This is a genomic window from Hydrogenophaga sp. FG152 (genome assembly GCF_057809615.1).
In genome coordinates this window covers 280,480-306,321 of record NZ_JBMDKH010000002.1, presented here as the reverse complement: position 1 = coordinate 306,321, position 25,842 = coordinate 280,480, and the positions used below count along the sequence as shown (strand labels likewise).

The following is a 25,842-nucleotide window of genomic DNA, read 5'->3' as shown; positions in this document are numbered from 1 at the left end:
GGTTCGTGTGAATTTGGGGGGCGTCAGGTCGCGAGGCTGGACTGGCTGACGAAGCGGCTGTGCAGGTAGGCATCCAGCCCTTCGGGTCCGCCTTCCATGCCGAGGCCGCTGTCCTTCATGCCGGCGATGGGGGCATCGGCCAGCGCGGGGGTGAAGCTGTTGATGCCGATCCAGCCGGCCTCGACGCGCTCGGAGAACTCCGCCGCGCGGTCCAGCCGGTTGGTGAAGGCGTAGGCGGCCAGGCCCATGTCGCTGTCGTTGGCCAGGGCGATGACCTCGTCCAGCGTGGCGAAGGACATGACAGGTGCCACCGGGCAGAACGGCTCTTCCTTCAGCAACCGGGCCGAGGCGGGCAATTGCGTGAGCACGGTTGGCTGGAAGAAGAAGCCCTGGGTGCCGATGCGCTGCCCACCGGTGAGCACGCGGGCGCCGGCGGCGCGGGCATCGTCCACCAGGGCTTGCGCGGCCTGCAGGCGCCGCTCGTTGTTCAGAGGCCCCATCTGCACGCCGGGTGTGAGGCCGTCGCCGACCTGCAAGGCCTGGGCGTGCGCCGCGAGCCGCTGGGCGAAACGCTCGGCGATGCTGTCGTGCACGTAGAAGCGGCTGGGCGAGAGGCAGACCTGGCCCGCGTTGCGGAACTTGAAGGCGGCACAGGCGGCGGCAACCTTGTCGACATCGACGTCGTCGAACACCACGACCGGGGCATGGCCACCCAGCTCCATGGTGGCCGGCTTGAGTTGCTGGGCCGCCTGGGTGGCGAGCAGCCGACCGACCGCAACCGAACCGGTGAACGAGATCTTGCGGATGACGGGCGATGCGATCAGGCGCTGCGAGACCTGTGCCGGCACGCCGAACAGCAGGCTCAGCGCGCCCGGGGGCAAGCCCGCGTCCAGGAAGGCGCGCACGAGTTCGATGCAGCTGGCCGGGGTTTCTTCGGCGGGCTTGAGCACCACGGTGCAACCGGCGGCCAGCGCCGCGGCGACCTTGCGCGCCGCCAGCACCATGGGAAAGTTCCAGGGCACGAAGGCGGCCACCGGCCCGATGGCGCGCTTGAGCGTGGTCTGCGTCAGGCGGTGCGAACGCGGGGGCAGCACGCGGCCGTAGGCCCGCTTGCCTTCTTCGGCGCACCAGGTGATGGTTTCGATCACGCGGTCGATCTCGCCCTGCGCGTCCGCCAGTGGCTTGCCATTCTCCAGCGTGAGGCTGTGCGCGATGGCATCGCGCCGTTCGTGGATCAGGACCGCGGCGCGCTGGAGGATGCGATCGCGCTCCCATGCGCTGGCCTGCGACCACGCGGGGAAGGCAGCCTGCGCGGCGGCCAGAGCGTCGTCGATATCGCGCTCGGTGGCCATGGGCAGACGGCCGAGCTCGGCACCGGTGGCCGGGTTGATGACCGGCAGGGTGTCGCGGCCGCTGATGCCGCGCCACTCGCCCGCGATGTGCAGCGAGAGCGAAGACAGGTAGGAGTGCACGGTGCTCATGGCTTCAGCGTCCCTTCCAGTGCACGAGCTTGTCTTCGGCGCCGGTGAGCAGCGCGTTGAGGACCAGGCCGATCACGCCGATGAGGGCGATACCGATGAAGACGACCGGAATGCGGAAGAGCTGCGCCGCGTCCGAGATCATGAAACCGAGGCCGGCCTGCGCACCCACCAGTTCGGCGGCCACGACCACCGCCCAGCTCAGCGCCATGGCGACCTTCAGGCCGGTGAAGATCTGCGGCACCGCGGCCGGCAGCACGACGCGGAAGAATGTCTGCGAGCGGCTCAGGCCGATGGATTGCGCGGCGCGGAAGTAGGCCAGCGGCACACCGGCGGCACCGGCGTGGGCGTTGACGAACGCGTAGTTGAAGGCGGTGAACAGGATCAGCACGATCTTGCCGGTCTCGCCCAGGCCGAAGTACAGCACGGCCATGGGAATGAAGGCGATCGGCGGGATGGGCCGCACGAAGGCCATGATGGGCGAGAACATCGCGCCGACCACCTTGCTGTAGCCGCTGAGCAAGCCCAGCGGGATGCCGATCGCCACACCGATCAGGAAACCGACGACGGTGCGGAACAGGCTGGCCTCGATGTGGGCCCACAGCGACTTGCCCTTGTAGCCGTCCTGCAGCAGCGCGGCGAACTCGGTGGCCATGCCCTGCGGCGTGGGGAGGTAGCCCGGGCCGACCAGGCCGGAGACCGTGACGGCGGTCCACAGCAGCAGCAGGCCGAGCACGGCGGCGATGGAATAGACAACCAGGGGCATGGTGCGAGGCATCTTCATCAGACCGGTGTGGCGCTGGCGTGCGGCGTGTTCCACGCCGGTTTCGGCGGAGGCGTTGCGGATACTCATTTGCGTTCACCCCTCATGTAGCGCTGCAGGTGGCTGGGGTCGATCGCATCGGCGATCACCTTGGGCGAGAGCGGCGCGGGAATGGAGCCAGCCGCCGCCAGGGCTTCGCTGGCCACCTGGAACTTCAGCGCCAGCCCCTGGCCGGGTGCGGTCATGGAGAACGGCGACTTCGGGTCGATCTGCTGCTCGAAACTCGGGATGCGGGCGAACTCGCGCTCGTAGGCGGCCTTGGCCACCTCGCGCGAGATGCCCACGTTCTTCACCAGCGCGTCGATCGCCAGGTTGGGGTTCTTCGCGATCATGTCCATGGCCTTGGCCTTGACTTGCACCAGGCGCAGACCCGCGTCCGGGTTCTTCTCCAGAAACGCGGGGCGCGCCGCCGTCATGCCCGGGCAGACGCCGCCGTGCGGGGTGTAGTCGGTGGCCCAGCCGGCGACCTTGTAGCCCTGCTGCGAGAGCGACTGGGAGAACGGTGACCACGCGATGCCGGCCTGGATCGCCCCGCTGGCGAACGCGTTGCCGTAGAGCGGCGGGGCGATGTTGACCACGCTGAGGTCGCTCATCTTGGTGCCCAGCTTGCGGGCCATCAGCACCAGCGAGACCTGGGCGCAAGTGCCCGAGGGCGCGCCGATGGCCTTGGCCTTGGGCAGGTCTTCGGCGCTGTGGATGCCGGCCTTGGGGTCGACCACCAGGGCCTCGGCGGCCGCGTGGTCGAGCTCCCAATAGAGCATCTTGAGCGGGATGTTCTGGCCGAGCGCGAAGACCGTGGCCAGGCCGGTGGTGATCACGTCAAGGCTGTCGCTCTTGAGGCCAGCCAGCAGCGGTGCGCCCGAGGCAAAGAAGAAGAACTCAGGGTCCAGCCCCGCTTCCTTGAACAGACCGTGGTCCTTGGCGACATAGACCGCGTAGTAGTCGGCCGATGGCAGGCCCCATTTGAATTTCAGCGGAGCGGCGGGTGTCTGGGCGGGGGCCGTGCCCGCCGCGAAGGCACAGGCCGCGGCGGCCAAAAGCTGTCGGATGAAAGTCCTCATGGGTGTCTCCTCGTGGGTGGATGGGGCGGTGCGACGCAGGCTCAGGCAGCCATGGCCTGCGGTGGCGCGGTCTGCTTGCTGGCCTGGACTTCCTCCTGCACGGCGTGCAGCAGCTCGCGCTGCAGGTCGATGAAGTACGGCGTGCTCAGGAAATCGGCGGTGCGCGGCTTGTCGGCTTCGACGCGCACCGACAGCTTCACGCGGCCGGGGCGGCGCGTCATCACCAGCACGCGGTCGGCGACGAAGATGGCTTCGCTGACGTCGTGGGTGATGAAAAAGATCGTCGGGCGGTACTCCTGCCACAGGCGCAGCAGCAATTCCTGCATCTGAATCCGGGTCTGGTAGTCCAGCGCCCCGAAGGGCTCGTCCAGCAACAGCACCTTGGGCTCGGACACCAGCGCGCGGGCGATCTGCACACGCTGCTGCATGCCACCCGAGAGCTGGTAGGGGTAGTGGCGCTCGAAGCCGGTCAGGCCAACCTCGCGCAGCAGGTGCATCGCCCGCGCCGAATAGGTCTCGCGCGGCACGCCCCGGCACTTCACGCCCAGGGTCACGTTGTCGAACACGTTGAGCCAGGGGAAGAGCGAGGGCTGCTGGAACACGACGGCCCGGTCCGGCCCGGGGCCTTCGATCCGCTGGCCGTCCAGCGTCAGCGTGCCCGTGCTGGGCTGCTCGAAGCCGGCGATCATGTTCAGCGTGGACGATTTGCCGCAGCCCGTGGGGCCGAGCACGGTCACGATTTCGGCCGGGGCGATGTCCAGGTCCAGGCTGTCCAGGGCCAGGGTCTGGTTGCGGGCGCGGCCGCTGCCACCATAGATCTTGCTGGCACCGCGAAAGGCGATTTTGGGCAGCGCCCGCTGCGCGGATGCGAGGATTTCAACTCGGGCTGTCATGGGGTTTGTCTCCGTCTCGTCAGGGGTTGAGGCACTGTAGTCCTATGAAGGACTAGAGCTCAACATGACTCGGATCGGGGATTCCCCAGGTCCTATAGCCCGGTGGCGCGGGTGGGCTGTAGGACTCGCATTTTCAGGACCGCTGGCGACAACAAAAAACCCACCGGGCTTGCGCCGGGTGGGTGTTCTTCGGTGTGAGCCGTCGCTTCAGCTGCTGAACAGGAAGTTCATCACGTCGCCGTCCTTGACGACGTAGTCCTTGCCTTCGGCGCGCATCTTGCCCGCGTCCTTCGCGCCCTGCTCGCCCTTGAAGGCGATGTAGTCGTCGAAGCCGATGGTCTGGGCGCGGATGTAGCCCTTCTCGAAGTCGGTGTGGATCACGCCAGCGGCCTGCGGGCCGGTGTCGCCCACGTGGATGGTCCAGGCGCGCACCTCTTTCACACCGGCGGTGAAGTAGGTCTGCAAACCGAGCAGCTGGTAGGCCGCGCGGATCAGGCGGTTCAGGCCCGGTTCCTCCTGCCCCAGTTCCTTGAGGAATTCGAGGCGGTCGGCGTCGTCCATCTCGGAGAGTTCGGCTTCGATCTTGGCGCAGATGGCGACCACGGGCGCGTTCTGCTTCTGCGCAAACTCCTTGAGGCGGTCGAGCAGCGGGTTGTTCTCGAAGCCGTCTTCCGACACGTTGGCCACGAACATCGCCGGCTTGGCGGTGATCAGGAAGAACTGCTTGAGCTGCGCCTGCTCTTCCTTGCTGAAGTCGATGGTGCGCACCGGCTGGGTGTCGTTGAGCGCGGCCTGGCACTTCTCGAGGATGGCGACCTGCTTGATCGACTCCTTGTCGCCCGAGCGCGCGGTCTTGCTCACGCGGTGCAGGGCCTTTTCCACCGCGGCCAGATCGGCCAGGCAGAGCTCGGTCTGGATGACCTCGATGTCGGCGATCGGGTCGACCTTGTTGGCGACGTGGATCACGTTCGGGTCTTCGAAGCAGCGCACCACATTGACGATGGCGTCGGTCTCGCGGATGTGCGCGAGGAACTTGTTGCCCAGGCCTTCACCGGTGCTTGCACCCGCCACGAGGCCGGCGATGTCCACGAACTCCACGATGGCCGGCACGATGCGCTCGGGCTTGACGATCTCGGCGAGCTGCTGCAGGCGCGGGTCGGGCACCTCCACCACACCGGTGTTGGGCTCGATGGTGCAGAAGGGGTAGTTCTCGGCCGCGATGCCGGCCTTGGTCAGCGCGTTGAAAAGGGTGGACTTGCCGACGTTGGGCAGGCCCACGATGCCGCATTGGAGGCTCATGGAAATTCCTTATGAATCAACCCCTGTGGCGCTGTGCAGCGCCTGTCTGGCAGTGCTGCGAACCGAGGTGAAGGTACCGGGTTACGTAAGGACGTTGTCCTCGTCCTGCCAAGGGGAAACGGGTGTCGATTGTACTGATGGGTGAATATCTCGCCCTGAAGCGTCCCGAACGCTCAGCCGCCCGCGCGCCGGGCCTGTTCACGCACCCAGAGCGAGAAAGCCTCCACCGCGCGGGAGCCGGCGGTCGCACGCGAGCGGCACAGGTAGTAGCCCCGCCCGGTGTTGGCGCTGCCAGGCACGGGGGTGACCAGGCGACCGGTGGCCAGTTCGGCCTGCACCATGCAGCGCTGGACCACCGCCACGCCCATGCCCGCGCGGGCCGCTTCGATCAGGTTCATGACCAGGTCGAAGCCCGTCCCCCGCCAGTGCGGCGGCAGCTGCCCGCCCACGGCGTCGGCCCACAGGGCCCAGTTGTCGCGGTAGTTGCTGTGGTACAGCAGGGGCAGCTTCAGCAGCGCGTCCACGCCGTCGATGCCTTGCGCCAGCGCGGGCGCGCACACAGCCACGATCTCGCGGCCGATGAGGTATTGCGCCGCCACCTGGCGGGGCCAGTGCTTGCCGGCCCGCGCCTTGAGCGCCACCCACAGGTCCACGTCCGCGCGCGTGAAGTCCTCGTCGTGGTGGTACTGGCGGAACTCGATGTCGACCTCGGGGTGGCGGTGCCGGAAATCCTCCAGGCGCGGCATCAGCCAGAGATTGCCCAGGCTGGGCACCACGGACAGGCGCAGCCGCAGGGCTTCGGGCAGGGCCCTGACCTGGCCCGCCGCGGCCTCCAGCGCGGCCACGGGTCCCTCCACCTGGCGGCGCAGTTCGGCGCCGGCCGGTGTCAGGCGCACGCCGCTGGCCGCGCGATCCAGCAGCTGGACACCCAGGTGTTTCTCGAGCCGGGCCACCGCGCGGCTCACCGCCGCCTGGGTCACGCAAAGCTCGTCGGCCGCACGGTGGAAGTTGCCATGGCGGGCCACGCCCAGGAAGGCGTGCAGTTCCACCAGGGACGGGCTTCGGATGCGCATGCGGCTGATTACATCATGTCATCGCACACGGCGAAAATGTCGTTTGCCCGCCTTGGTCGGATTTCCTACCCTTCGACTCCCATCTTCGAGGAGGAGACCTCACATGACCACCCGAACCCTGCTGCGCACCGCGCTGACCCTGACCACCGCGCTCGTTCTGGGCGCTGCCGCCCAGGCCCAGACCGCCTACCCCAACCGGCCGATCAAGCTGATCGTGCCCTTCGCCCCCGGCGGCTCGACCGACCTGGCCGCGCGCCTGGTGGCCGAATACGGCGGTCGCGAGCTCGGCCAGTCCATCGTGGTGGAGAACAAGGCAGGCGCCGGTGGCTCGACGGGCATGGAATTCGTCGCCCGCGCGCCGGCCGATGGCTACACCCTGGGCATGGCCACCGTCAGCACGCACGGCAGCAACCCGGCGGTCTATGGCAACAAGCTGCGCTACAACCCGGTGAAGGACTTCGCGCCCATCACCAACGTGGCGACCACGCCCAGCGTCTTCGCGGTGCATCCCGCCACGCCGGCCAAGGACATGAAGGCGTTCATCGCCCTGGCCCAGGCCAACCCGGGCAAGTACAGCTTCGCCTCGCCAGGCATCGGCTCCCTGGGCCACGCCAACATCGAGCACTTCATGGCCCTGTCCAAGATGAACCTGTTGCACGTGCCTTACAAGGGCGCCGGGCAGGCCATGACCGACGCCATGGCGGGCCAGGTGACCGCCATCACGGACAACCTGCCGTCGGCCCTGCCGAACATCCAGTCCGGCAAGCTGCGCGCGCTGGCGGTGCTGAGCGAGAAGCGCTCGCCCTCGCTGCCGGAGGTGCCCACCTACGGCGAACTTGGATTCCCCCAGATGGGCGGTGGCGGCTGGTTCGGCGTGGTCGCGCCGGCAGGCACGCCACCCGAGGTGGTGGCCAGACTCAACGCCGCCATCCACAAAGGCATGAAGCACCCTGAGTTCATCAAGCAGATGGAAGCCTCGGGCTCCACGCTGATCCCCGGCACACCCGAGGCGTTTGCCCAGCAGATCCAGCAGGCCATGGAGCGCTATGAGCGCGTGGCCAAGATGGCCAAGATTTCGGTGGACTGACGCATGCCGATCGACGCGCCGCCGTTCACGCTGCACCGCCCCGTCGCCACGCCCGTGCCCCTGGTGTGCGACTCGCCCCACAGCGGCACCAACTACCCGGCGGACTACGACCACGCCGTGCCGCGGGCGCTGCTGCGGCGCGGCGAGGACACCCATGTGGACGCGCTGTGGGCGGCGGTGCCCTCGGTGGGCGGCAGCCTGCTGGCGGCCCACTTTCCCCGCACCTACATCGATTGCAACCGCTCGGAGGACGACCTCGACCCGGACCTGCTCGACGGCCCATGGCCGGCGCCGCTGAACCCGAGCGAGAAGACCCGCCTGGGGTTCGGCCTGGTGTGGCGCAACATCGACGCCAGCACGCCGATCTACCGCCGCCGGCTCACCGTGGCGGAGGTGCAGGCGCGCATCGCCCACTGCTACCGCCCGTACCACGCGGCCCTGTCGCAATGCATCGACGAGACCATGGACCGCTTCGGCGCGCTCTGGCACCTGAACCTGCACTCCATGCCCGACAACGCCTACGAGCGGCTCCAGATCCGCAGCACCCGCCCACTGGCTGACTTCGTGCTCGGCGACCGCGACGGCACCACCTGCGACCCGGCGTTTGTCGACCTGGTGGAGCGCGAACTGCGCTCGCGCGGCTACACGGTGGCCCGCAACGACCCGTACAAGGGCGTGCAGCTGATCGCGCGCATCGGCCAGCCCGCGCAGCGGCGCCACAGCCTGCAGATCGAGGTCCGCCGCCCGGTGTACATGGACGAGATCACCCGGGAGCGCAATGCCAGTTTTGCCACGGTGCAGCGCGACCTGGGCGAACTGGCGGCCACGCTGGCGCGCTACGCGAACGAGCAGGCCGCCCCGCCACGATCAGCCCAGGGCTGAGTTCAGTCGAATTTCCAGTCGGCGCTCACAGGCTGACCGACCCGCAGCACCTGCCCGTCGCCTTCGAGAACGATGGCGTTCATGCCGAAGGTGATGGCGCCGTTGAGGCGCGGGTCCTGCCGGTAGACCTGCAGCGTGTCGTTCACCTCGGGGCTGGAGGTGGCGGTCGCGGGGTCGATGTTGGGAATGGGACAGCGCCCGCAGGGCTTGACCGGTTCGATCAGCGCGGACGCGCCGTCCCCGGTGCCGATGCGCATCGCGCCCACGCGGTCTTCGTCGTGCGCTTCGACGCCGGCCAGCACGACGTTGGGCCGGAAACGCAGCATCTCCACCGACCCGTGGCCGGCCGCGCCCAGGCGGCTGTTGAGTTCGTCCAGCGACGCGGTGCTGGTCACCAGCAGGCTGAAACCGTCGGCGAACTGCGTGACGGCCTCGCGGCCCCCGGTCCACTTCAGACTGCACACGCGCCGCACCTCGGGGTCGAAGCGCGCCAGGCGCAGGGGCTGCCCGAGGAAATCGCTGAACCACTGCGCGGCCAGATCGCCCATGTCATAGGCCTGCACCTCGTCGTCCCACACGCGCACCTTGAGCGGGCCTTCGGCCGCGTCCAGCGCCAGGTGCAGCGCGAGCATGCCGGGGGCGCGCAGCACCAGCTGGCCCATCTTGAAAGCGGTCTGGATGAGCGCCATGCGGGGCAGCTCGCGCTGGGTCACGAACTCGCCGTCCGCGTCCACCACCATCCAGGCGCGGTCGTACAGCAGGCCGGTGTCGGTCAGCTCGGCCTCGGTCAGCGAAATGCCAGCGCAGGACTTGACCGGGTAGACCCAGAGCTGGGCGATGGTGGCCTGCACGTCGGCGGCAAGGGGTTCAGCACTCATGGTGGATGGTCAGGATGGGAGTACCGGGTATCGCCCGGGGGAAGGCCCGGATTGTGCCCTGCTCCTAGAATCCCCCTCATGAACTCCCCTGCCCCCCGCACCGGCTCCGCCCGGCGTTTCGACGTCGCCATCCGAGGGGCCGGCGTAGTGGGCCAGACCCTGGCCCTGCTGCTGGCCCGCGACCGCCTGCGCGTGGCCCTGGTCGGCGCGCCACGCGGCCCGCAGGACACCCCCGACGTGCGCGCCTACGCGATCAACGCCGCCTCGCGCGACGTGCTGCGCTCGGTGCGCGCCTGGCCCGAGGCCGACCCGCAGGACGACCGCGTGCCCCCCATCACCCCGGTGAGCGCCATGCAGGTGTGGGGCGACGACGGCGGCGAGCTGCAGTTCTCGGCCGACGACCAGGGCGCGGACGCGCTGACCTGGATCGTGGACGTGCCCGCGCTGGAGCAGCGCCTGTCCGACGCGATCGGTTTCCAGGGCGGCATCGAGCGCGTGAGCGAAGCGCCCAACGCCGCCCTGACGGTGGTGTGCGAGGGCAAGCGCAGCCAGACGCGCGCGGAGCTGGGCCTGGAATTCGACGTGCGCCCCTACCCGCACAAGGCGGTGGCCGCGCGGCTGCGCTGCGACCAGCCGCACGGCGGCATCGCCCGGCAGTGGTTTTCCAACGGCGAGGTGATGGCCCTGCTGCCCCTGGGCGGCGCGTTCGGGAACTCCGTGGCGCTGGTCTGGTCTGTCCCTGCACAGCAGGCCGACGCCTGGCTGCAAGCCGACCCGACCACCTTCACCCAGGCCGTGCAGGCGCGCTGCGCCCAGGCCCTGGGCCACATGCACATGGAAAGCCCCGCCCAGGCCTGGCCCCTCGAACTCTCGCGCGCCCAACGCTGGATCGCCCGCACCGCCCAGGGCGGCGTGGCGCTGGCCGGCGACGCGGCGCACGCCATGCACCCGCTGGCGGGCCAGGGCCTGAACGTGGGCCTGGCCGACGCCGCCGAGCTGGCGCGCGTGCTGCAGCAGCGCGAGTACTGGCGCGAGCTGGGCGACCTCAAGCTGCTGCGCCGCTACGAGCGCGCGCGCGCCGCCGAAGTGGGCGCCATGGGCTGGGTCACCGACGGCCTGTTCGGCCTGTTCGCCCATGGCGACTCCCGTGTGCAGGCGCTGCGCAACTGGGGCCTGAACGGCTTCGACCGCAGCGGCCCGCTCAAGCGCTGGATCGCCCGCCAGGCCATGGGCCAGCCGCACCTCTGAAGCCCCTTTTCACCCTTTCGAATCCCGCACGCCCTCCAAGGCTCCCACGATGAAACTCTTCAAATCCCTCCTGATCGCGGCCTTGGCCGCCCTGTCGATGGCCGCCATCGCCCAGGAAGCCACCATCCGCAAGAACCTGGCCGAGCGCCTGCCCAACCTGCCGGCCATCGACGAGGTCAGCAAGACGCCCATGCCGGGCATCTACGAGGTGCGCGTCAACCAGAGCGAGCTGTTCTACACCGACGCCGAGGGCAACTACCTGATCCAGGGTTCGATGATCGACACCAAGGCCCGCGTGGACCTGACCGAGCAACGCATGGACAAGCTCACCGCCATTGCCTTCAAGGACCTGCCGCTGAAAGACGCCTTCACCATCGTGCGCGGCAACGGCAAGCGCAAGCTGGCGGTGTTCGAGGACCCCAACTGCGGCTACTGCAAGCGCTTCGAACGCGACCTGATGAAGATCGACAACGTGACGGTGCACGTGTTCCTGTACCCGATCCTGAGCGCCGACTCGGGTGAGAAGTCGCGCAACATCTGGTGCGCCAAGGACAAGGGCAAGACCTTCATCGACTGGATGGTGCGCGACGTGACCCCGCCTTCGGCGACTTGCGACGCGGCCGCCGTGGCGCGCAACTTCGAGTTCGGGAAGAAGGCCCGCATCACCGGCACCCCGACCATCATCTTCGCCAACGGCACGCGCGTGCCCGGCGCCATCGGTGCCGAGCAGATCGAGAAACAGCTCGCGGAAGCCAAGCCTTGAGCACCCGCGCCAGGGCGGCCAAGGCCGCGCGCAACGCAGGCGTGCGCTACACCGTCTCGGTGCTCAGCGCGCACGCCCACCTGTTCGCCGTGACGCTGCGCATCGAGCAGCCCGCGAAGAACCAGCGCGTGGCCCTGCCGGTGTGGATACCGGGCAGCTACCTGGTGCGCGAGTTCTCGCAGAACCTGCAACAACTGCGCGCCTGGCAGAACGGGCAACCCGTCGCCCTCAGGCAGCTCGACAAACACCGCTGGCAGGCCCAGGCCGAGGCCGGCGAGCCACTGGAACTGCGGTATGAGGTGTATGCCTTCGACGCCTCGGTGCGCACCGCCTTCCTCGACGCCTCGCGCGGTTTCTTCAACGCCACCAGCCTGTGCCTGCGCGTGCTCGGCCAGGAGGACACGCCGCACGCGCTGGAGCTGTTGACCAGCGAGGCCACCGCCGGCTGGCAGGTCGCCACCGGCCTGACGCCGCAGACCGTGGACGCCCAGGGCTTCGGCCACTACCTCGCCGAGGGTTACGACGAGCTCGCCGACTGCCCGGTGGAAATGGGCCGCTTCTGGAGCGCCAGCTTCACCGCCGGCGGGGTGGAGCACCGCTTCGTGGTGGCCGGTGCGGGCGAGTGGATGGATGGCGAGCGCCTGATCGAAGACACCCGCAGGATCTGCGAGACGCAGATCGCCTTCTGGCACGGCCAGCAGCCCCCGCCTTTCTCGCGCTACGTGTTCATGCTGTACGCCAGCGCCGACGGCTACGGCGGCCTGGAGCACCGCAACTCCACCGCGCTGATCTGCCAGCGCGCCGACCTGCCGCGCGCCCCCGCGCCGGGCGAAAAGCCCGCCCCCCTCAAGGCCACGGACGGCTACACCACGCTGCTGGGCCTGATCAGCCACGAGTACTTCCACACCTGGAACGTCAAGCGCCTGCGCCCGGCCGAGTTCGCGCGCTACGACTACGACCGCGAGAACCACACCGAGCTGCTCTGGTTCTTCGAAGGTTTCACCAGCTACTACGACGATCTCATGCTGCGCCGCGCCGGGCTGATCGACGACGCGACCTACCTGCAGCTGGTGGCCAAGACCCTCAACCAGGTGCAGCAGACGCCGGGCCGCCTGGTGCAGACCGTCGCCGAGGCCAGCTTCGATGCCTGGGTGAAGTACTACCGCATGAACGAGAACACGCCCAACGCGACGGTGAGCTACTACACCAAGGGCTCGCTGGTGGCGCTGTGCCTGGACCTCACGCTGCGCACCGAAGGCCACGGCTCGCTCGACGCGGTGATGCGCGAACTCTGGCAGCGCTGCGAAGGCGGCCCGATGCGCGAGGCCGACGTGCTGCGTGCGCTCAAGCGCCTGGGCCAACGCAGTTACGAAGGCGAGATCGCAGCCTGGGTGCACAGCACCGACGAGCTGCCCCTGCCCTCGCTGCTGCAAGACCACGGTGTGAAGGTCTCGCACGACAAGGCGCCGCTGGCGCAGCAACTCGGCCTGCGCGTGAGCGAGACCGGGGGCGGCGTGGTGCTCAAGACCGTGCTGCGCGGCGGCGCGGCCGAGGCCGCCGGCATGGCCGCGAACGACGAGTGGCTGGGCGTGGAGTTCGCGCCCGAGCAGCGCGGCGGCGAGGCCGAGGCCTGGCGCCTCCACAAGCTCGACGAACTGCCACCCCTGCGCGCGCGGCGCGCCAGGCTGACCGCGCTGGTCTCGCGCGACAAGCGCCTGCTGCGCCTGCCGCTGGACTGGCCCACCGAGTCCTTCACCGTGCGGCTGGCGGTGGGCGATGCGCCCAAGCTCGCCAGCTGGCTGAACTAGGGCCTATTCACACTATTTTTTTCAAGTGCGAGTGGGTTGAAAACAGCGCCAATCGAGGCGCGCGACGACGGCCAGACTGGATGTCTGGCCTAGGAGTGCAACGAAGAGTGGCGCTGTTTTCAACCCATTCCCTTCGGGTTGCGGCCAAAAAGGCCATGCGCCGCGTTGCGAAGCCTCGCCGGGCCACCGGCCCGTCTGCGTTTCGCGCCTTGCGCATGGCCTTTTTGATCCGCAACGCATCTTGAAAAAATAGTGTGAACAGGCCCTAGCGCCCTCGCTGATCCAGAACGCGCTTGGCCTTGCCCTGGCTGCGTTCGACACCACCTTCGGGCTTGAGCTGCACCATCACGCTGCTGCCCACGAACACCTTGATGTCGTGCTGCAGCAGGCGCGCGGCCCCCTGGGCCTCCTCGCTCTCCGGTGACAGGCCCGAGCGCGTCTCCACCACCACGGTGAGGTCGTCCATCGGCCCCTGGCGCGTGAGCACGCACTGGTAGTGCGCGCTGAGTTCGGCGCGCTTGAGGATGAGCTCCTCGATCTGCGTGGGAAACACGTTGACGCCGCGCACGATCATCATGTCGTCGCTGCGGCCGGTGATCTTTTCCATGCGGCGCATGGGGCGCGCCGTGCCCGGCAGCAGGCGCGTGAGGTCGCGCGTGCGGTAGCGGATGATGGGCAGCGCCTCCTTGGTCAGGCTGGTGAACACCAGCTCGCCCAGCTCGCCGTCGGGCACCGGTTCACCGGTGTCGGGGTCGATGATCTCGGGGTAGAAGTGGTCTTCCCAGATCGTCGGGCCGTCCTTGGTTTCCACGCATTCGTTGGCCACGCCCGGTCCCATCACCTCGGACAGACCGTAGATGTCCACCGCGTCGATGCCCATGCGCTGTTCGATCGCCAGGCGCATGTCGTTGGTCCAGGGCTCGGCGCCGAAGATGCCCAGGCGCAGGCTGCTCTCGCGCGGGTCCAGGCCCTGGCGTTCGAACTCGTCGGCGATCGCCAGCATGTAGCTCGGCGTGACCATGATGATGTCGGGCCGGAAGTCCTGGATCAGCTGCACCTGCCGCTCGGTCTGGCCGCCGCCGAAAGGCACCACAGTGAGTCCCAGCTTCTCGGCGCCGTAATGCGCGCCTAGGCCGCCGGTGAACAGGCCGTAGCCGTAGCTCACGTGCACCAGATCGCCCGGGCGGGCGCCGCTGGCGCGGATGCTGCGCGCCATCACCGTGGCCCAGGTGTCGATGTCTTTCAGCGTGTAGCCCACCACCGTCGGCTTGCCGGTGGTGCCGCTGCTGGCGTGGATGCGCGCGCATTGCTCGCGCGGCACCGCGAACATGCCGAAGGGGTAGCTGTCGCGCAGGTCCTTCTTGGTGGTGAACGGGAACTTCGCCAGGTCCGACAGGCTGCGGCAGTCGTCGGGGTGCACGCCGGCGGCATCGAACTTCGCGCGGTACACCGGCGAGTTCTGGTAGGCGTGGCGCAGCGTGGCCTGCAGGCGCTTGAGCTGCAGCGAACGCAGTTCGTCGATGCCGGCTTTTTCGATCGGTTCGAGGGGAAAGGTGGTCATGGCTGTTCGTCCTCGGGAAACACGGTGCCGGCGATCACGGCGCTCTTGCCGCGGAACATCGCGACCACTTCGCCGCGCTGGTTGCTCACCCGCATGTCGTAGATGCCGTGGCGGCCCGACAGGGTCTGCTCCACGCCCTCGCAGGTGAGCACGTCGCCCGCGTGCGCGGGCCGCAGGAACTCGATGCCGCAGCCGGCGGCGACGGCGTTCCTGTTGTGGCTGTTGCAGGCGAAGGCGAAGGTGGAGTCGGCCAGCGTGAAGATGAAGCCGCCATGGCAGATCTGGTGGCCGTTGAGGTGCAGCGGGCGCACGGCCATGCGCATCACGGCGCGGCCGGGTTCGCAGGCCAGCAGCTCCATGCCCATGGTGTCCTTGCTCGCGGTGTCCACCGCGAACATGGTCTCGCCCACCTTGCGGGCCTTGTCTTCGGGGCTCATCCTCATTCGCCCTTGAACTGCGCCGGGCGCTTTTCGCGGAATGCCATCACGCCTTCGATGTAGTCGTGCGTGCGGCCCAGGGCCGACTGGGTGTCGCGCTCCACGTCCAGTTGCTGGTCCAGCGTGCGCGTGCCGGCATCGCGCAGCAGGCCGCGCGTGACCACCAGGGCCTTGGTGGGCATGGTGGCCAGGCGCGCGGCCAGGGCCAGCGCCGCGCCCACGCAGTCGTCGGACACGTCCCAGACCAGGCCCCATTCCTTGGCCTGCGCGGCCGGCAGCTTGTCGCCCGTCAGGGCCAGGGCCATGGCGCGCGCCAGGCCCAGGCGCTCGACCAGAAACCAGCTGCCACCCGCGTCCGGGATCAAGCCGATCTTGCTGAAGGCCTGGATGAAGCTCGCGCCGGTGGCGGCGATGGCGATGTCGCAGGTCATGGCCAGCGAGGCGCCCGCACCCGCCGCGACGCCGTTGACGGCCGCGATGGTGGGCATGCGCAGCCCCTGCAGGCGGCGCGCCGTGGGGTTGAAGGCCTGCTCGATCACCGGGCCGGGGTCGGCGCGCTTCACCAGATCGGGGCCGGGCTCGAAATCGAATTCGGCCAGGTCGGCGCCGGCGCAGAAACCGCGCCCGGCGCCGGTGAGCACCAGCGCGCGCACCGCCGGGTTGGCCTCGGCCTGGTCCAGCGCGGCCCACAGCTCCCGGTGCATCTGTCGGGTGAAGCTGTTCAGGGCTTCGGGGCGGTTGAGCGTGACCAGGGCCACGGCCCCGCGCTCTTCGTACACCACGGTGGCGTTGTTGCTCATGTCGGCGGGTCTCCTGCTGTTGTCGTTGGGCGATGGATCGGAATTTACCATTAACCAACCAATCGGTCGGCTAATGTTTTCCCGGAGGGCGGGACCGATATAGTGGTGGGCTTTCAACCCGACGCCATTGCCCGAGGAGACACCATGACCGCCGCCACCCCACCCGAATGCATCACCGTGCGCACCGAAGGCCGCGTGGGCATCGTCACGCTCAACCGGCCCAAGCAGCTCAACGCGCTCAACAACCAGCTCATGGACGAGCTGGGCGCGGCGCTCAAGGCCTTCGACGCGGACGAGGGCATCGGCTGCATGATCGTCACCGGCAGCGAAAAGGCCTTCGCGGCCGGTGCCGACATCGGCGCGATGGCCACCTACACCTTCGCCGACGTCTACAACGGCGACTACATCACGCGCAACTGGGAAACCATCCGCGGCATCCGCAAGCCGGTGATCGCGGCCGTGAGCGGCTTCGCGCTGGGCGGGGGCTGTGAACTCGCCATGATGTGCGACTTCATCATCGCGGCCGACAACGCCAAGTTCGGCCAGCCCGAGATCAAGCTGGGCATCATCCCCGGCGCGGGCGGCACGCAGCGCCTGCCGCGCGCGGTGGGCAAAGCCAAGACCATGGACATGGTGCTCACCAGCCGCATGATGGACGCCACCGAGGCCGAGCGCGCCGGCCTGGTCAGCCGCGTCGTGCCGCTGGACAAGCTGATGGACGAGGCCCTGGGCGCGGCGCTGGTGATCTGCGGGCTCTCGCTGCCCAGCGTGATGGCGGCCAAGGAAGCGGTGAACCGCTCGTTCGAGGGCTCGCTGTCGGACGGCGTGATGTTCGAGCGCCGCCTGTTCCACGCGATGTTCGCCACCGAAGACCAGAAGGAAGGCATGGACGCCTTCGTCAACAAACGCAAGCCGGCTTTCCAGCACCGCTGAGCCGCCCCAAAAAAACTGTCTATAATGCGCGCTTCGCTGGCGATATAGCTCAGTTGGTTAGAGCGCAGCATTCATAATGCTGATGTCGGTGGTTCAAGTCCACCTATCGCCACCAGCATCTCAAAAAGCGGGTTCCGGCAACGGGGCCCGCTTTTTTCATTTCAATCCATTTGCGCGGCGCAACGCATGTGGCGGTGCCAGCCAGAGACACCGAGGGTCCGGCTGTGCCGGCCCGAAGTGTCGCCCCCCCTGGAGGGGGGTGGCGCCGAAGGCGACGCGGGGGGTGTTTCTCACATGGCAATCAAGTCCACCATCTTCAAGGCAAACCTGCAGATCGCCGACATCGACCACGGCTACTACGCCGACCACGCGCTCACCCTGGCCCGCCATCCCAGCGAGACCGACGAGCGCATGATGGTCCGGCTGGTGGCAATGGCGCTGCACGCGCACGAGCTGCAGGACACCTGCCGGGGCGACGGCACGCTGGCTTTCGGCGCCGGCCTCTCCGACCCGGACGACCCGGACGTCTCGTTGACCGATTTCACCGGCCGCAAGCGCCTGTGGATCGAGGTCGGCCAGCCGGAAGACAAGCCGCTGGCCAAGGCCTGCAGCAAGGCCGACGCGGTGGTCGTCTACGCATTCGGCAGCGCGGCCGACGTGTGGTGGCGCGGCATCGAGGGCAAACTCACGCGGCTCGACCGCCTGCAGGCCTGGCGCCTGCCGACCGAGGTGGCGCCCGCGCTGGCCCAGCTCGCCGAGCGCAGCATGCAGCTGCAGGCCACGGTGCAGGAAGGCGCGCTCACGCTCTCCAGCGAGCGCGGCAGCGTGCACATCGAGCCGGTGCGCTGGAAATAGCCGGCCGGCCTTCGCGCCATGCGCTGCCCCGTCTGCGAAAACCTTGAGGGCCGGGCGTTCCAGGTCGTCGGCGAGCGCGCCTATGGCCGCTGCGGGTGCTGCGAGGCCACCTTTCTGTTCCCCGAACACCGGCCCTCGCCCGAGGCCGAACGCGCCGAGTACGAACTGCACCGCAACACCGGCGACGACGCGGGCTACCGCGCCTTCCTGGCCCAGGTGGCCACACCGCTGCTGCAGCGCCTGGCGCCCGGGTGCAGCGGGCTCGACTACGGCTGCGGCCCCGGCCCGGTGCTGGCCGACCTGCTGCGCGAGGCCGGCCACACGGTGGCCCTGTACGACCCGTTCTTCCACCCCGACACGGGCGCACTGGCCACCCGCCACGACTTCATCACCTGCACCGAGGTGGCCGAGCACTTCCACGACCCCGCTGCCGAGTTCCGCCGCCTGGACGCGCTGCTGCATCCGGGTGGCTGGCTGGCGCTGATGACGCGCTTCCAGACCGACGACACGCGCTTCGCGCAGTGGCACTACCGCCGCGACCCCACCCACGTGGTGTTCTACCGCGAGGCCACGCTGCGCTGGCTTGCGCGCCACCATGGCTGGCACTGCGAAGTGCCTGGCGCCAACGTGGTTCTGATGCGCAAGCGCCCCGCCCCCGCGTGAGACAATCGCCCCTCCCCACAGCCTCTGGACACATACCATGAACCGCTGCCGACCCGCCCTCGTGGCCACCCTCGCCGGCCTGAGCACCGCGCTCGCCGCCACCCTTTTCCTGATTCCTGCCAGCGCCGCCCACGCGCAGGCCGTGCAACGCGAGTTCCCGGCCAAGGCGCTGCGCGGCACCATGGTGGTGGTGCAACCACCACTGGTGGCCATGGACGACCGCGCCACGCGCTTCGCCCCGGGCGCGCGCATCCTCGACAGCACCAACAAGCTGGTGATGTCTTCCACCCTGGTCAACCAGGAACTGGTGGTGAACTACACCCTCGACCAGCGCGGTCAGGTCCACCAGGTGTGGCTGCTGACCGAGGCCGAAGCGAAGGTCAAGCGCCCGGGCTACGGCACGCAGCGCAACTTCGTCTTCGAGTCGCAACAGACCCTGCCCGCCGGCGCGCCGGCCCGCACCACGAACTGAGTCCCCCGGCGCCTGCCGCGGTCACCATGGCCGCGGCCCCGCCCATGGCGCGCGCCCGCGGCGCGACGCCCTTTCCCGAACGGAATTCCCCATGAGCAAAAAAGTCTTCATCAAAACCTTCGGCTGCCAGATGAACGAGTACGACTCGGACAAGATGGCCGACGTGCTGGGCGCCGCGCAAGGCTACGAGCCCACGCAGGACGTGGAAGAGGCCGACCTGATCCTCTTCAACACCTGCTCGGTGCGCGAGAAGGCGCAGGAGAAGGTGTTCAGCGACCTCGGCCGCGTCAAGCACCTCAAGGAAAAGGGCGTGCTGATCGGCGTGGGCGGCTGCGTGGCCAGCCAGGAAGGCGCCGAGATCATCAAGCGCGCGCCCTATGTGGACGTGGTGTTCGGCCCGCAGACCCTGCACCGCCTGCCGGAACTGCTCAACCAGCGCGCGCGCCAGGCGCTGCCGCAGGTGGACATCAGCTTCCCCGAGATCGAGAAGTTCGACCACCTGCCGCCGGCCAAGGTCGAGGGCGCCTCGGCCTTCGTGTCCATCATGGAAGGCTGCTCCAAGTACTGCAGCTACTGTGTCGTGCCTTACACGCGCGGCGAAGAGGTGAGCCGCCCGTTCGACGACGTGCTGGTGGAGGTCGCGGGCCTGGCCGACCAGGGCGTGAAGGAAGTGACCCTGCTGGGCCAGAACGTGAACGCCTACCGCGGCGCGATGGGCGAGACCAGCGAGATCGCCGACTTCGCCCTGCTGCTGGAGTACGTGGCCGAGATCCCTGGCATCGAGCGCATCCGCTACACCACCAGCCACCCCAACGAGTTCACGCCGCGCCTGATCGAGGCCTACGGCAAGATCCCGCAGCTGGTGAACCACCTGCACCTGCCGGTGCAGCACGGCAGCGACCGCATCCTGATGGCGATGAAGCGTGGCTACACCGCCATGGAATACAAGAGCACCGTCCGCAAGCTGCGCGCGATCCGGCCCGAGTTGGCCATGAGCAGCGACTTCATCGTCGGCTTCCCCGGCGAGACCGAGGACGACTTCCAGAAGATGATGAAGCTCATCACCGACGTGGGTTTCGACACCAGCTTCAGCTTCATCTTCAGCCCGCGCCCCGGCACGCCGGCGGCCAACCTCACCGACGACACGCCGCACGAGGTCAAGCTCAAGCGGCTGCAGCACCTGCAGGCGGTCATCGAGGAGAACGTGCGCCGCATCAGCGCCAGCCGCGAAGGCACGGTGCAGCGCATCCTGGTGGAGGGCCGCTCGCGCCGCCCCGGCAAGAACGGCGAACTCGAGCTGATGGGCCGCACCGAGTGCAACCGCATCGTCAACTTCGACGGCGGCCCGCGGGCCGAGCGCCTGCTCGGCCAGATGCTCGACGTGCGCATCACCGAGGCGCGCCCACATTCGCTGCGCGGCAGTCTGGAAATCACCCCCGCCGCGCTGCGCGCGACCCCCTCAAGGGGGCAGCCCCAGCGGCCCGGCAAAGCCGGTTCCGCGGCGCTTCTGGACTGAGTGCTCCGGGTGAAACCGCTGCGCTTCTCCTTCCAGCAGCTGCTGCTGGTCGCCTTCCTGCTGATCGGGGCGCTGCTCGGCGTGGCGGCGGTGCGCGCGCTGTTCTCGCTCGAGACCCTGATGGCACAGAGCCGCGAGAGCGCGGCGCAGGCGATCGCGCTGTCGACCGCCGCGCAGTCGCTCTCCGAGCGCAGCCTGACCATGGAGCGCGCGGCGCGCCAGTCGCTGGTGCTGCGCGACCGGCAGCTGCGCCAGCGCTTCGACGAGGCCGCCGGCAATGCGCGCGACATCCTGCGCCGGCTCGAGGACAACGAACTGCCGCCCGACTTCGCCACCAACTGGCGCGAACGGCTGGACGCGATCACCGTGCTGCTGGACGGCCCACCCGAAACCGCGCTGGACCGCGAGCGCGAGGTGGCGCAGGCCTTTCGCGAGATCGATGGCCACAGCGCGTCCATCGCGCAGAAGGTGCAGTCCATCATCACCGGCCGCAACGAGGCCCTGCAGGCCCGCTTCGAGACCAGCCGACAGGAGCTCACGCAGCAGGTGGTGGGCTCCATCGGCATCGCGGCCATCCTGGCGCTGGGCTTCGGCATCTGGCTCGCGCGGCCGTTCAAGCGGCTGGAGAAGGCCATCCAGGGCCTGGGCGAAAACCGGCTCGACGTGCCGATCGACATTCGCGGACCGTCCGACGTGCGCCGCGTGAGCCAGCAGCTCGAATGGCTGCGCCTGCGGTTGACCGAGCTCGATGCCGACAAGGCGCGCTTCCTGCGCCACATCTCGCACGAACTCAAGACGCCGCTGGCCTCGCTGCACGAAGGCGTGGCGGTGCTGGGCGACGGCGTGGCCGGCGCGCTCAACCCCAGCCAGGCCGAGGTGGTGAACATCCTGCAGCACAACACGCAGCTGCTGCAGCACCAGATCGAGGCGCTGCTGCGCTTCAACGCGGCGGCGTTCGAGGCGCGGCAACTCAAGCGCGAGCGCACCGACCTGCTCGCGCTGCTCGAAGACCAGGTAGAGACCCAGCGCCTGCAATGGCAGGCCCAGTCGCTGAACGTGCGCGTCGAGGGCGTGCCGACCACGATGCCACTGGACCGCGAGAAGATCGCCTCTGCGGTGGGCAACCTGCTGTCCAACGCGATCCGCTTCTCGCCGCACGGCGGCCACATCCGCCTGGTGCTGCTGGACCTGCCGGGCCGCGCCTGCATCGACATCGTGGACCAGGGCCCGGGCGTGGCCGAGGCCGACCGCGACCGCATCTTCGAACCCTTCTACCGTGGCGAGCGGCAACCGAGCGGCGCCGTGCGCGGCACCGGCATCGGCCTGTCCATCGTGCACGAGTACATTCTGGCCCACGGGGGCCGCATCACCCTGCTGCCCCAGCGCCAGGGTGCCCACTTCCGCATCGAACTGCCCCATGCCCATTAGCCCATCCCACCCCACCCACGCAGGGCGCCTCACCGGCCTGGTCGCCGCGCTGGCCCTGTCGCAGGCCGCCTGCGGCACGGCGCCGACCGCGCCCGAGACCGTCGGCAACGGCACGGTGACCATCCAGATGACCAACCCCACGGTCACCGTGGCCACCGCGCCGCCCCTGGTGACGCCGGTGACGGCCCCGCCCTCGCAACCCCCCATGGTGCTCAGCGGTGACACGACCCCGGTGCCCGACGTGGTCACGGCCCTGCTGAGCTACGCCGACCGCTTGCACGCGCTCAGCCCCGCCGACCTAGCCGCCGAGATCGTGGTGCAGGGCGACCCCGGCAACGTGGCGCTGCGCCAGATGCAGCTGGCCCTGGCGCTGACCCACCTGCGCCAGCCGGCCGACACCGCGCGCGCGCTCGGTCTGTTCCAACGCGTGATCGCCCACCCCGGCCCCGAGAGCCTGCCGCTCAAGCCGCTCGCCCGGCTGCTGGCCAACCGCCTGCTGGACCAGCGCAAGCTGGAGGAAACCACGGACCGCCAGGCCCAGCAGTTGCGCGACAGCCAGCGCCGCATCGACCAGCTCAACGAACGGCTGGAAGCCATGCGCGCCATCGAGCGCAGCCTCACCACGCGCCCACCGGCCGCCGCGCCCAACGGCGCGCGCCCCACCCCGCCATGAACGCCAGCCCCGAGCGGCCTTCGGCGCCGCGCGCACGGCTGCTGGTTGTCGACGACGACGCCGACATGCTGCGCCTGCTGGCCATGCGCCTGGGCGCGGCGGGCTACCAGGTGACCTCGGTCGGCTCGGCCGAGGCCGCGCTCAGCCAGCTCGACATCGAACGGCCCCAGCTGGTGCTCTCCGACGTGCGCCTGCCCGGGCGCGACGGCTTGGCGCTGTTCGACGAGATCCGCGCGCGCCACCCCTCGCTGCCGGTGATCCTGCTGACCGCGCACGGCACCATCCCCGATGCGGTGGAGGCCACGGCGCGTGGCGTCTTCACCTACCTCACCAAGCCCTACGACGCCAAGGAACTGCTCGAGAAGATCGCGCAGGCCCTGGCCCTGGGCGCGCCCGCGCACCAGAACACCCACGTGGACGAGGCCTGGCGCAGCGAGATCGTGAGCCGCTCCAACCGCATGGCCGACCTGCTGGCCGAGGCGCGCATGGTCGCGCAGTCCGACGCCAGCGTGCTGCTGCGCGGCGACTCGGGCACCGGCAAGGAAATGCTGGCGCGCGCCATCCACAAGGCCAGCGCGCGCGCCAACCGCCCCTTCATCGCGGTGAACTGCGGCGCGATCCCCGAGGCCCTGCTCGAATCCGAGCTGTTCGGCCACATGAAAGGCGCGTTCACCGACGCCGTGGCCAACCACAAGGGCCTGTTCCAGGCAGCCGACGGCGGCACGCTGCTGCTCGACGAGATCGGGGACATGCCGCCGGCCCTGCAGGTCAAGCTGCTGCGCGTGCTGCAGGAGCGCGCGGTGCGCCCGCTGGGCTCGAGCCAGTCGCTGCCGGTGGACGTGCGCATCATCTCGGCCACCCACCGCGACCTGGAAGACGCGATGGCCGCCGGCCAGTTCCGCGAGGACCTGTACTACCGGCTCAACGTGGTCACGCTCACGCTGCCCACCCTGGCCGAGCGGCGCGAGGACATCGCCCTGCTCGCCAACCACTTCCTGGCCCGGCTCGCGGCCAAGTACGGCAAGCGCAGCTCGGGTTTCGCGCCCGAGGCGCTCAAGGCGCTCACCATGGCGGCCTGGCCCGGCAACGTGCGCCAGCTCTACAACGTGGTCGAGCAGGTCTGCGCCCTGTCGACCACGCCGCTGGTCTCGCTCGCGCTGGTGCAGCGCGCGCTGCGCACGCCGTCGATCGAGGTGCTCAGCTTCGCCGACGCCAAGCAGCGCTTCGAGCGCGAGTACCTGGTGGACCTGCTCAAGATGACCGACGGCAACGTGGCCGACGCGGCCCGCCTGGCGCAACGCAACCGCACCGAGTTCTACCGCCTGCTGCAGAAACACGCCCTGACCCCGGGGCTGTTCAAAAGCGATGCGCCGGGCGCCGCCAGCGACGCTGTCGCCGATGAGTGACAAGGCCAAGCCCTTGTTTTTGCTGGTTTTTTTCTGAACGAAGGCCCAGCCTGTCGCCATTCGGCGACAAAAACGGGGCTTGAAACGCCCGCCAGCGCGGCGAAACGCAAAAAAACACATCTGGATACGGGAAAAGTCGTTGATCTGATTGGGTTTTTTCGGGTTGGCACAGGGTTTGCCCTTATACCGGCATGCCCTTCACGATTCGCCCGTTTTTCACCACCCGCCGCCTGCGCGGCTGGGGCGTGCTCGGCGCCCTGCTGGCCTCGTTCTGCGGGGCGTCGGCCCATGCACAGCGTGTGGACTGGGACCAGATCACCCAGCTCGCCAAGGCGCGTGCCCAGCAGCCCTATCAGGCAAACAGCGACAAGCTGCCCGCCGAGCTCGCCACCATCACCTACGACCAGCTGCGCGACATCCGGTTCAAGACCGACCAGTCCGTCTGGCGCGCGCAGAACCTGCCCTTCGAAGCCCAGTTTTTCCACCTCGGCCTGTACCAGACCGAGCCGGTGCGCATCCACGAACTGACGGCCGACGGCACCGTGAACCACCTGCCCTACCGGGGCGCCGATTTCGACTACGGCAAGAACAGCTTCGACACCAGCCGCTGGGGCGACCTGGGCCACGCGGGATTTCGCCTGCACTACCCGCTCAACGGCCAGGCCTACAAGGACGAGCTGATCGTGTTCCAGGGCGCGAGCTACTTCCGCGCGCTCGGCGCGGGCCAGCAGTACGGCCTGTCGGCGCGCGGCCTGGCGATCGACACCGTGGGCGGCAGCGGCGAGGAGTTCCCGCGCTTCTCCGAGTTCTGGCTGCAGCGCCCCGCAGCGGGCGCGACCGAGGTCACCGTGTTCGCGCTGCTCGAATCGCCGCGCGCCACCGGCGCCTACCGCTTCGTGATCCGCCCCGGCCAGCAGACCACCACCACGGTGACCACGCGCGTGTTCCTGCGCGCCGGCGCCGGCCCGGTGAACACCCTGGGCATCGCCCCGCTCACCAGCATGTTCCTCTCGGGCGAGAACCAGCCCATGCCCGGCGACTTCCGCCCCGAGGTGCACGACTCCGACGGCCTGATGATGGTCAGCGGTGAAGGCGAGTGGCTGTGGCGCCCGCTGCAGCGCCCCAAGGCGGTCACGGTCAGCTCCTTCACCCTGCAGAACCCGCGCGGTTTCGGCCTGATGCAGCGCGACCGCGCCTTCGCCAATTACGAAGACGTGGAAGCGCGCTACGAACGCCGCCCGAGCGCTTGGGTCAAGCCGGTGGGCGACTGGGGCGCGGGCCGTGTGGAACTGGTGCAGCTGCCCACGCCCGATGAGACGCACGACAACATCGTCGCCTACTGGGTGCCCGCCCAACTGCCTGCCGCCGGCCAGCCGCTGGAACTGAGCTACGAACTGGCTTGGCAGGGCGACACCCAGCAGCGCCCCCCATCGAGCTGGGTCACCCAGACCCGCAAGGGCTATGGCTTCACCCGCCTCTCGCCGGCCGAGCAGGCGCGCCAGCCGCAATACGTGATCGATTTCGCCGGCCCCGCGCTGGACAGCCTTCCCGCCGGCGCGCCCGTCAAGGCGGTGGTCACGGCCAACGCCAATGGCCGCGTGCTCGAAACCCTGGCCTACCCCAATCCCGCCACGCGCACCTGGCGCGTGACCGTGCGCGTCGAGCGCGTGGACCCGACCCAGCCGGTCGAGCTGCGCGCCTTTCTTCAACACCACAACGACACCGTGAGCGAAACATGGACACATCTGCTGCTTCCCGAATGAGCACGGCCCTCCCCAGTTCGCACCCCGGTGCGGCGCCCGAAA

At 69.0% G+C, this 25,842-nt stretch carries 24 protein-coding genes and 1 tRNA gene; 15 read left to right on the top strand and 10 right to left on the bottom strand.

Annotated features, from left to right (window positions below; genetic code table 11):
* Positions 1–23: 23 nt before the first annotated feature.
* The 6 genes from ACODTB_RS04200 to ACODTB_RS04175 form a co-directional block, all read right to left on the bottom strand.
* Complete coding sequence (locus ACODTB_RS04200; protein WP_291120737.1) at positions 24–1,481, bottom strand: NAD-dependent succinate-semialdehyde dehydrogenase; 1,458 nt, start codon at positions 1,479–1,481, stop codon at positions 24–26.
* Positions 1,482–1,485: 4 nt separating this feature from the next.
* Positions 1,486–2,331, bottom strand: a complete 846-nt coding sequence (locus ACODTB_RS04195; RefSeq protein ID WP_291120735.1) for an ABC transporter permease — start codon at positions 2,329–2,331, stop codon at positions 1,486–1,488.
* Positions 2,328–3,362 (bottom strand): ABC transporter substrate-binding protein, encoded by a 1,035-nt coding sequence (locus ACODTB_RS04190; protein WP_291120733.1) that lies wholly within the window; start codon positions 3,360–3,362, stop codon positions 2,328–2,330. Before ACODTB_RS04190 ends, ACODTB_RS04195 begins: the two co-directional genes overlap by 4 nt.
* A 41-nt stretch (positions 3,363–3,403) precedes the next feature.
* The gene (locus ACODTB_RS04185; RefSeq protein WP_291120731.1) at positions 3,404–4,255 is read right to left on the bottom strand and encodes an ABC transporter ATP-binding protein; all 852 of its coding nucleotides are present in this window, start codon (positions 4,253–4,255) and stop codon (positions 3,404–3,406) included.
* Positions 4,256–4,462: 207 nt separating this feature from the next.
* Positions 4,463–5,554, bottom strand: a complete 1,092-nt coding sequence (gene ychF / locus ACODTB_RS04180; RefSeq protein ID WP_291120729.1) for a redox-regulated ATPase YchF — start codon at positions 5,552–5,554, stop codon at positions 4,463–4,465.
* Between the two features lie 173 nt (positions 5,555–5,727).
* Positions 5,728–6,627, bottom strand: a complete 900-nt coding sequence (locus tag ACODTB_RS04175; protein WP_291120727.1) for a LysR substrate-binding domain-containing protein — start codon at positions 6,625–6,627, stop codon at positions 5,728–5,730.
* A 103-nt stretch (positions 6,628–6,730) separates the two neighbouring features.
* Between ACODTB_RS04175 and ACODTB_RS04170 the strand changes: the two genes are divergently transcribed.
* Together ACODTB_RS04170 and ACODTB_RS04165 are read left to right on the top strand one after the other, a co-directional pair.
* A complete protein-coding gene (locus ACODTB_RS04170) occupies positions 6,731–7,714 on the top strand; it encodes a tripartite tricarboxylate transporter substrate binding protein BugE (RefSeq protein ID WP_291120726.1) in 984 nt (327 codons plus the stop codon).
* 3 nt (positions 7,715–7,717) lie between these two features.
* A complete protein-coding gene (locus ACODTB_RS04165) occupies positions 7,718–8,596 on the top strand; it encodes an N-formylglutamate amidohydrolase (protein WP_291120724.1) in 879 nt (292 codons plus the stop codon).
* A gap of 2 nt (positions 8,597–8,598) precedes the next feature.
* On the opposite strand, the gene ACODTB_RS04160 is transcribed toward ACODTB_RS04165, so the two are convergent.
* Positions 8,599–9,474 carry an MOSC domain-containing protein gene (locus ACODTB_RS04160; RefSeq protein WP_291120722.1) on the bottom strand — a complete coding sequence of 292 codons (876 nt, stop codon included), beginning with the start codon at positions 9,472–9,474 and terminating at the stop codon, positions 8,599–8,601.
* Between the two features lie 78 nt (positions 9,475–9,552).
* On the opposite strand from ACODTB_RS04160, the gene ACODTB_RS04155 reads away from it, so the two are divergent.
* Genes ACODTB_RS04155 through ACODTB_RS04145 form a run of 3 tightly spaced genes read left to right on the top strand, consistent with a single transcriptional unit; the run spans position 9,553 to position 13,293 of the window.
* Complete coding sequence (locus ACODTB_RS04155) at positions 9,553–10,722, top strand: FAD-dependent monooxygenase (RefSeq protein ID WP_291120720.1); 1,170 nt, start codon at positions 9,553–9,555, stop codon at positions 10,720–10,722.
* A 49-nt stretch (positions 10,723–10,771) separates the two neighbouring features.
* Complete coding sequence (locus tag ACODTB_RS04150; RefSeq protein WP_291120718.1) at positions 10,772–11,485, top strand: DsbC family protein; 714 nt, start codon at positions 10,772–10,774, stop codon at positions 11,483–11,485.
* A complete protein-coding gene (locus ACODTB_RS04145; RefSeq protein ID WP_488929116.1) occupies positions 11,482–13,293 on the top strand; it encodes a M61 family metallopeptidase in 1,812 nt (603 codons plus the stop codon). The genes ACODTB_RS04150 and ACODTB_RS04145 overlap by 4 nt, the downstream gene beginning before the upstream one ends.
* A 265-nt stretch (positions 13,294–13,558) precedes the next feature.
* On the opposite strand, the gene paaK is transcribed toward ACODTB_RS04145, so the two are convergent.
* The 3 genes from paaK to ACODTB_RS04130 are packed head-to-tail and all read right to left on the bottom strand — an operon-like array spanning position 13,559 to position 16,091.
* On the bottom strand, positions 13,559–14,854 hold the full coding sequence (gene paaK, locus ACODTB_RS04140) for a phenylacetate--CoA ligase PaaK (protein WP_291120504.1): 1,296 nt from the start codon (positions 14,852–14,854) through the stop codon (positions 13,559–13,561).
* Complete coding sequence (gene paaI / locus ACODTB_RS04135; protein WP_291120506.1) at positions 14,851–15,291, bottom strand: hydroxyphenylacetyl-CoA thioesterase PaaI; 441 nt, start codon at positions 15,289–15,291, stop codon at positions 14,851–14,853. The genes paaK and paaI overlap by 4 nt, the downstream gene beginning before the upstream one ends.
* A gap of 2 nt (positions 15,292–15,293) precedes the next feature.
* Positions 15,294–16,091: an enoyl-CoA hydratase-related protein gene (locus ACODTB_RS04130; RefSeq protein ID WP_291120508.1), complete on the bottom strand. Its 798-nt coding sequence runs from the start codon at positions 16,089–16,091 to the stop codon at positions 15,294–15,296.
* Between the two features lie 144 nt (positions 16,092–16,235).
* On the opposite strand from ACODTB_RS04130, the gene ACODTB_RS04125 reads away from it, so the two are divergent.
* The 10 genes from ACODTB_RS04125 (at position 16,236) to ACODTB_RS04080 (ending at position 25,800) form a co-directional block, all read left to right on the top strand.
* The gene (locus ACODTB_RS04125; RefSeq protein WP_291120510.1) at positions 16,236–17,024 is read left to right on the top strand and encodes an enoyl-CoA hydratase; all 789 of its coding nucleotides are present in this window, start codon (positions 16,236–16,238) and stop codon (positions 17,022–17,024) included.
* Between the two features lie 38 nt (positions 17,025–17,062).
* Positions 17,063–17,139: transfer RNA gene (locus ACODTB_RS04120), tRNA-Met, on the top strand.
* Positions 17,140–17,318: 179 nt separating this feature from the next.
* On the top strand, positions 17,319–17,879 hold the full coding sequence (locus ACODTB_RS04115) for a YaeQ family protein (RefSeq protein WP_291120512.1): 561 nt from the start codon (positions 17,319–17,321) through the stop codon (positions 17,877–17,879).
* An 18-nt stretch (positions 17,880–17,897) separates the two neighbouring features.
* The gene (locus ACODTB_RS04110) at positions 17,898–18,542 is read left to right on the top strand and encodes a class I SAM-dependent methyltransferase (protein ID WP_291120513.1); all 645 of its coding nucleotides are present in this window, start codon (positions 17,898–17,900) and stop codon (positions 18,540–18,542) included.
* Between the two features lie 37 nt (positions 18,543–18,579).
* Positions 18,580–19,014 carry a hypothetical protein gene (locus ACODTB_RS04105; RefSeq protein WP_291120515.1) on the top strand — a complete coding sequence of 145 codons (435 nt, stop codon included), beginning with the start codon at positions 18,580–18,582 and terminating at the stop codon, positions 19,012–19,014.
* Positions 19,015–19,105: 91 nt separating this feature from the next.
* A complete protein-coding gene (gene miaB / locus ACODTB_RS04100; RefSeq protein WP_488929115.1) occupies positions 19,106–20,530 on the top strand; it encodes a tRNA (N6-isopentenyl adenosine(37)-C2)-methylthiotransferase MiaB in 1,425 nt (474 codons plus the stop codon).
* Between the two features lie 9 nt (positions 20,531–20,539).
* Complete coding sequence (locus ACODTB_RS04095; RefSeq protein ID WP_291121720.1) at positions 20,540–21,958, top strand: sensor histidine kinase; 1,419 nt, start codon at positions 20,540–20,542, stop codon at positions 21,956–21,958.
* On the top strand, positions 21,948–22,631 hold the full coding sequence (locus ACODTB_RS04090; protein ID WP_291121721.1) for a hypothetical protein: 684 nt from the start codon (positions 21,948–21,950) through the stop codon (positions 22,629–22,631). Before ACODTB_RS04095 ends, ACODTB_RS04090 begins: the two co-directional genes overlap by 11 nt.
* Positions 22,628–24,037, top strand: coding sequence for a sigma 54-interacting transcriptional regulator (locus ACODTB_RS04085; RefSeq protein ID WP_291121722.1), 1,410 nt, complete (start codon positions 22,628–22,630; stop codon positions 24,035–24,037). The genes ACODTB_RS04090 and ACODTB_RS04085 overlap by 4 nt, the downstream gene beginning before the upstream one ends.
* Before the next feature lie 191 nt (positions 24,038–24,228).
* On the top strand, positions 24,229–25,800 hold the full coding sequence (locus ACODTB_RS04080; protein ID WP_291121723.1) for a glucan biosynthesis protein G: 1,572 nt from the start codon (positions 24,229–24,231) through the stop codon (positions 25,798–25,800).
* Positions 25,801–25,842 lie beyond the last annotated feature (42 nt).

Excerpts from the sequence above, each read along its gene's own strand:
- ACODTB_RS04200 (WP_291120737.1), bottom strand. The coding sequence starts at position 1,481 with ATGAGCACCGTGCACTCCTACCTGTCTTCGCTCTCGCTGCACATCGCG.
- ACODTB_RS04195 (WP_291120735.1), bottom strand. The coding sequence starts at position 2,331 with ATGAGTATCCGCAACGCCTCCGCCGAAACCGGCGTGGAACACGCCGCA.
- ACODTB_RS04190 (WP_291120733.1), bottom strand. The coding sequence starts at position 3,362 with ATGAGGACTTTCATCCGACAGCTTTTGGCCGCCGCGGCCTGTGCCTTC.
- ACODTB_RS04185 (WP_291120731.1), bottom strand. The coding sequence starts at position 4,255 with ATGACAGCCCGAGTTGAAATCCTCGCATCCGCGCAGCGGGCGCTGCCC.
- ychF (WP_291120729.1), bottom strand. The coding sequence starts at position 5,554 with ATGAGCCTCCAATGCGGCATCGTGGGCCTGCCCAACGTCGGCAAGTCC.
- ACODTB_RS04175 (WP_291120727.1), bottom strand. The coding sequence starts at position 6,627 with ATGCGCATCCGAAGCCCGTCCCTGGTGGAACTGCACGCCTTCCTGGGC.
- ACODTB_RS04170 (WP_291120726.1), top strand. The coding sequence starts at position 6,731 with ATGACCACCCGAACCCTGCTGCGCACCGCGCTGACCCTGACCACCGCG.
- ACODTB_RS04165 (WP_291120724.1), top strand. The coding sequence starts at position 7,718 with ATGCCGATCGACGCGCCGCCGTTCACGCTGCACCGCCCCGTCGCCACG.
- ACODTB_RS04160 (WP_291120722.1), bottom strand. The coding sequence starts at position 9,474 with ATGAGTGCTGAACCCCTTGCCGCCGACGTGCAGGCCACCATCGCCCAG.
- ACODTB_RS04155 (WP_291120720.1), top strand. The coding sequence starts at position 9,553 with ATGAACTCCCCTGCCCCCCGCACCGGCTCCGCCCGGCGTTTCGACGTC.
- ACODTB_RS04150 (WP_291120718.1), top strand. The coding sequence starts at position 10,772 with ATGAAACTCTTCAAATCCCTCCTGATCGCGGCCTTGGCCGCCCTGTCG.
- paaK (WP_291120504.1), bottom strand. The coding sequence starts at position 14,854 with ATGACCACCTTTCCCCTCGAACCGATCGAAAAAGCCGGCATCGACGAA.
- paaI (WP_291120506.1), bottom strand. The coding sequence starts at position 15,291 with ATGAGCCCCGAAGACAAGGCCCGCAAGGTGGGCGAGACCATGTTCGCG.
- ACODTB_RS04130 (WP_291120508.1), bottom strand. The coding sequence starts at position 16,091 with ATGAGCAACAACGCCACCGTGGTGTACGAAGAGCGCGGGGCCGTGGCC.
- ACODTB_RS04125 (WP_291120510.1), top strand. The coding sequence starts at position 16,236 with ATGACCGCCGCCACCCCACCCGAATGCATCACCGTGCGCACCGAAGGC.
- ACODTB_RS04115 (WP_291120512.1), top strand. The coding sequence starts at position 17,319 with ATGGCAATCAAGTCCACCATCTTCAAGGCAAACCTGCAGATCGCCGAC.
- ACODTB_RS04110 (WP_291120513.1), top strand. The coding sequence starts at position 17,898 with ATGCGCTGCCCCGTCTGCGAAAACCTTGAGGGCCGGGCGTTCCAGGTC.
- ACODTB_RS04105 (WP_291120515.1), top strand. The coding sequence starts at position 18,580 with ATGAACCGCTGCCGACCCGCCCTCGTGGCCACCCTCGCCGGCCTGAGC.
- miaB (WP_488929115.1), top strand. The coding sequence starts at position 19,106 with ATGAGCAAAAAAGTCTTCATCAAAACCTTCGGCTGCCAGATGAACGAG.
- ACODTB_RS04090 (WP_291121721.1), top strand. The coding sequence starts at position 21,948 with ATGCCCATTAGCCCATCCCACCCCACCCACGCAGGGCGCCTCACCGGC.
- ACODTB_RS04085 (WP_291121722.1), top strand. The coding sequence starts at position 22,628 with ATGAACGCCAGCCCCGAGCGGCCTTCGGCGCCGCGCGCACGGCTGCTG.
- ACODTB_RS04080 (WP_291121723.1), top strand. The coding sequence starts at position 24,229 with ATGCCCTTCACGATTCGCCCGTTTTTCACCACCCGCCGCCTGCGCGGC.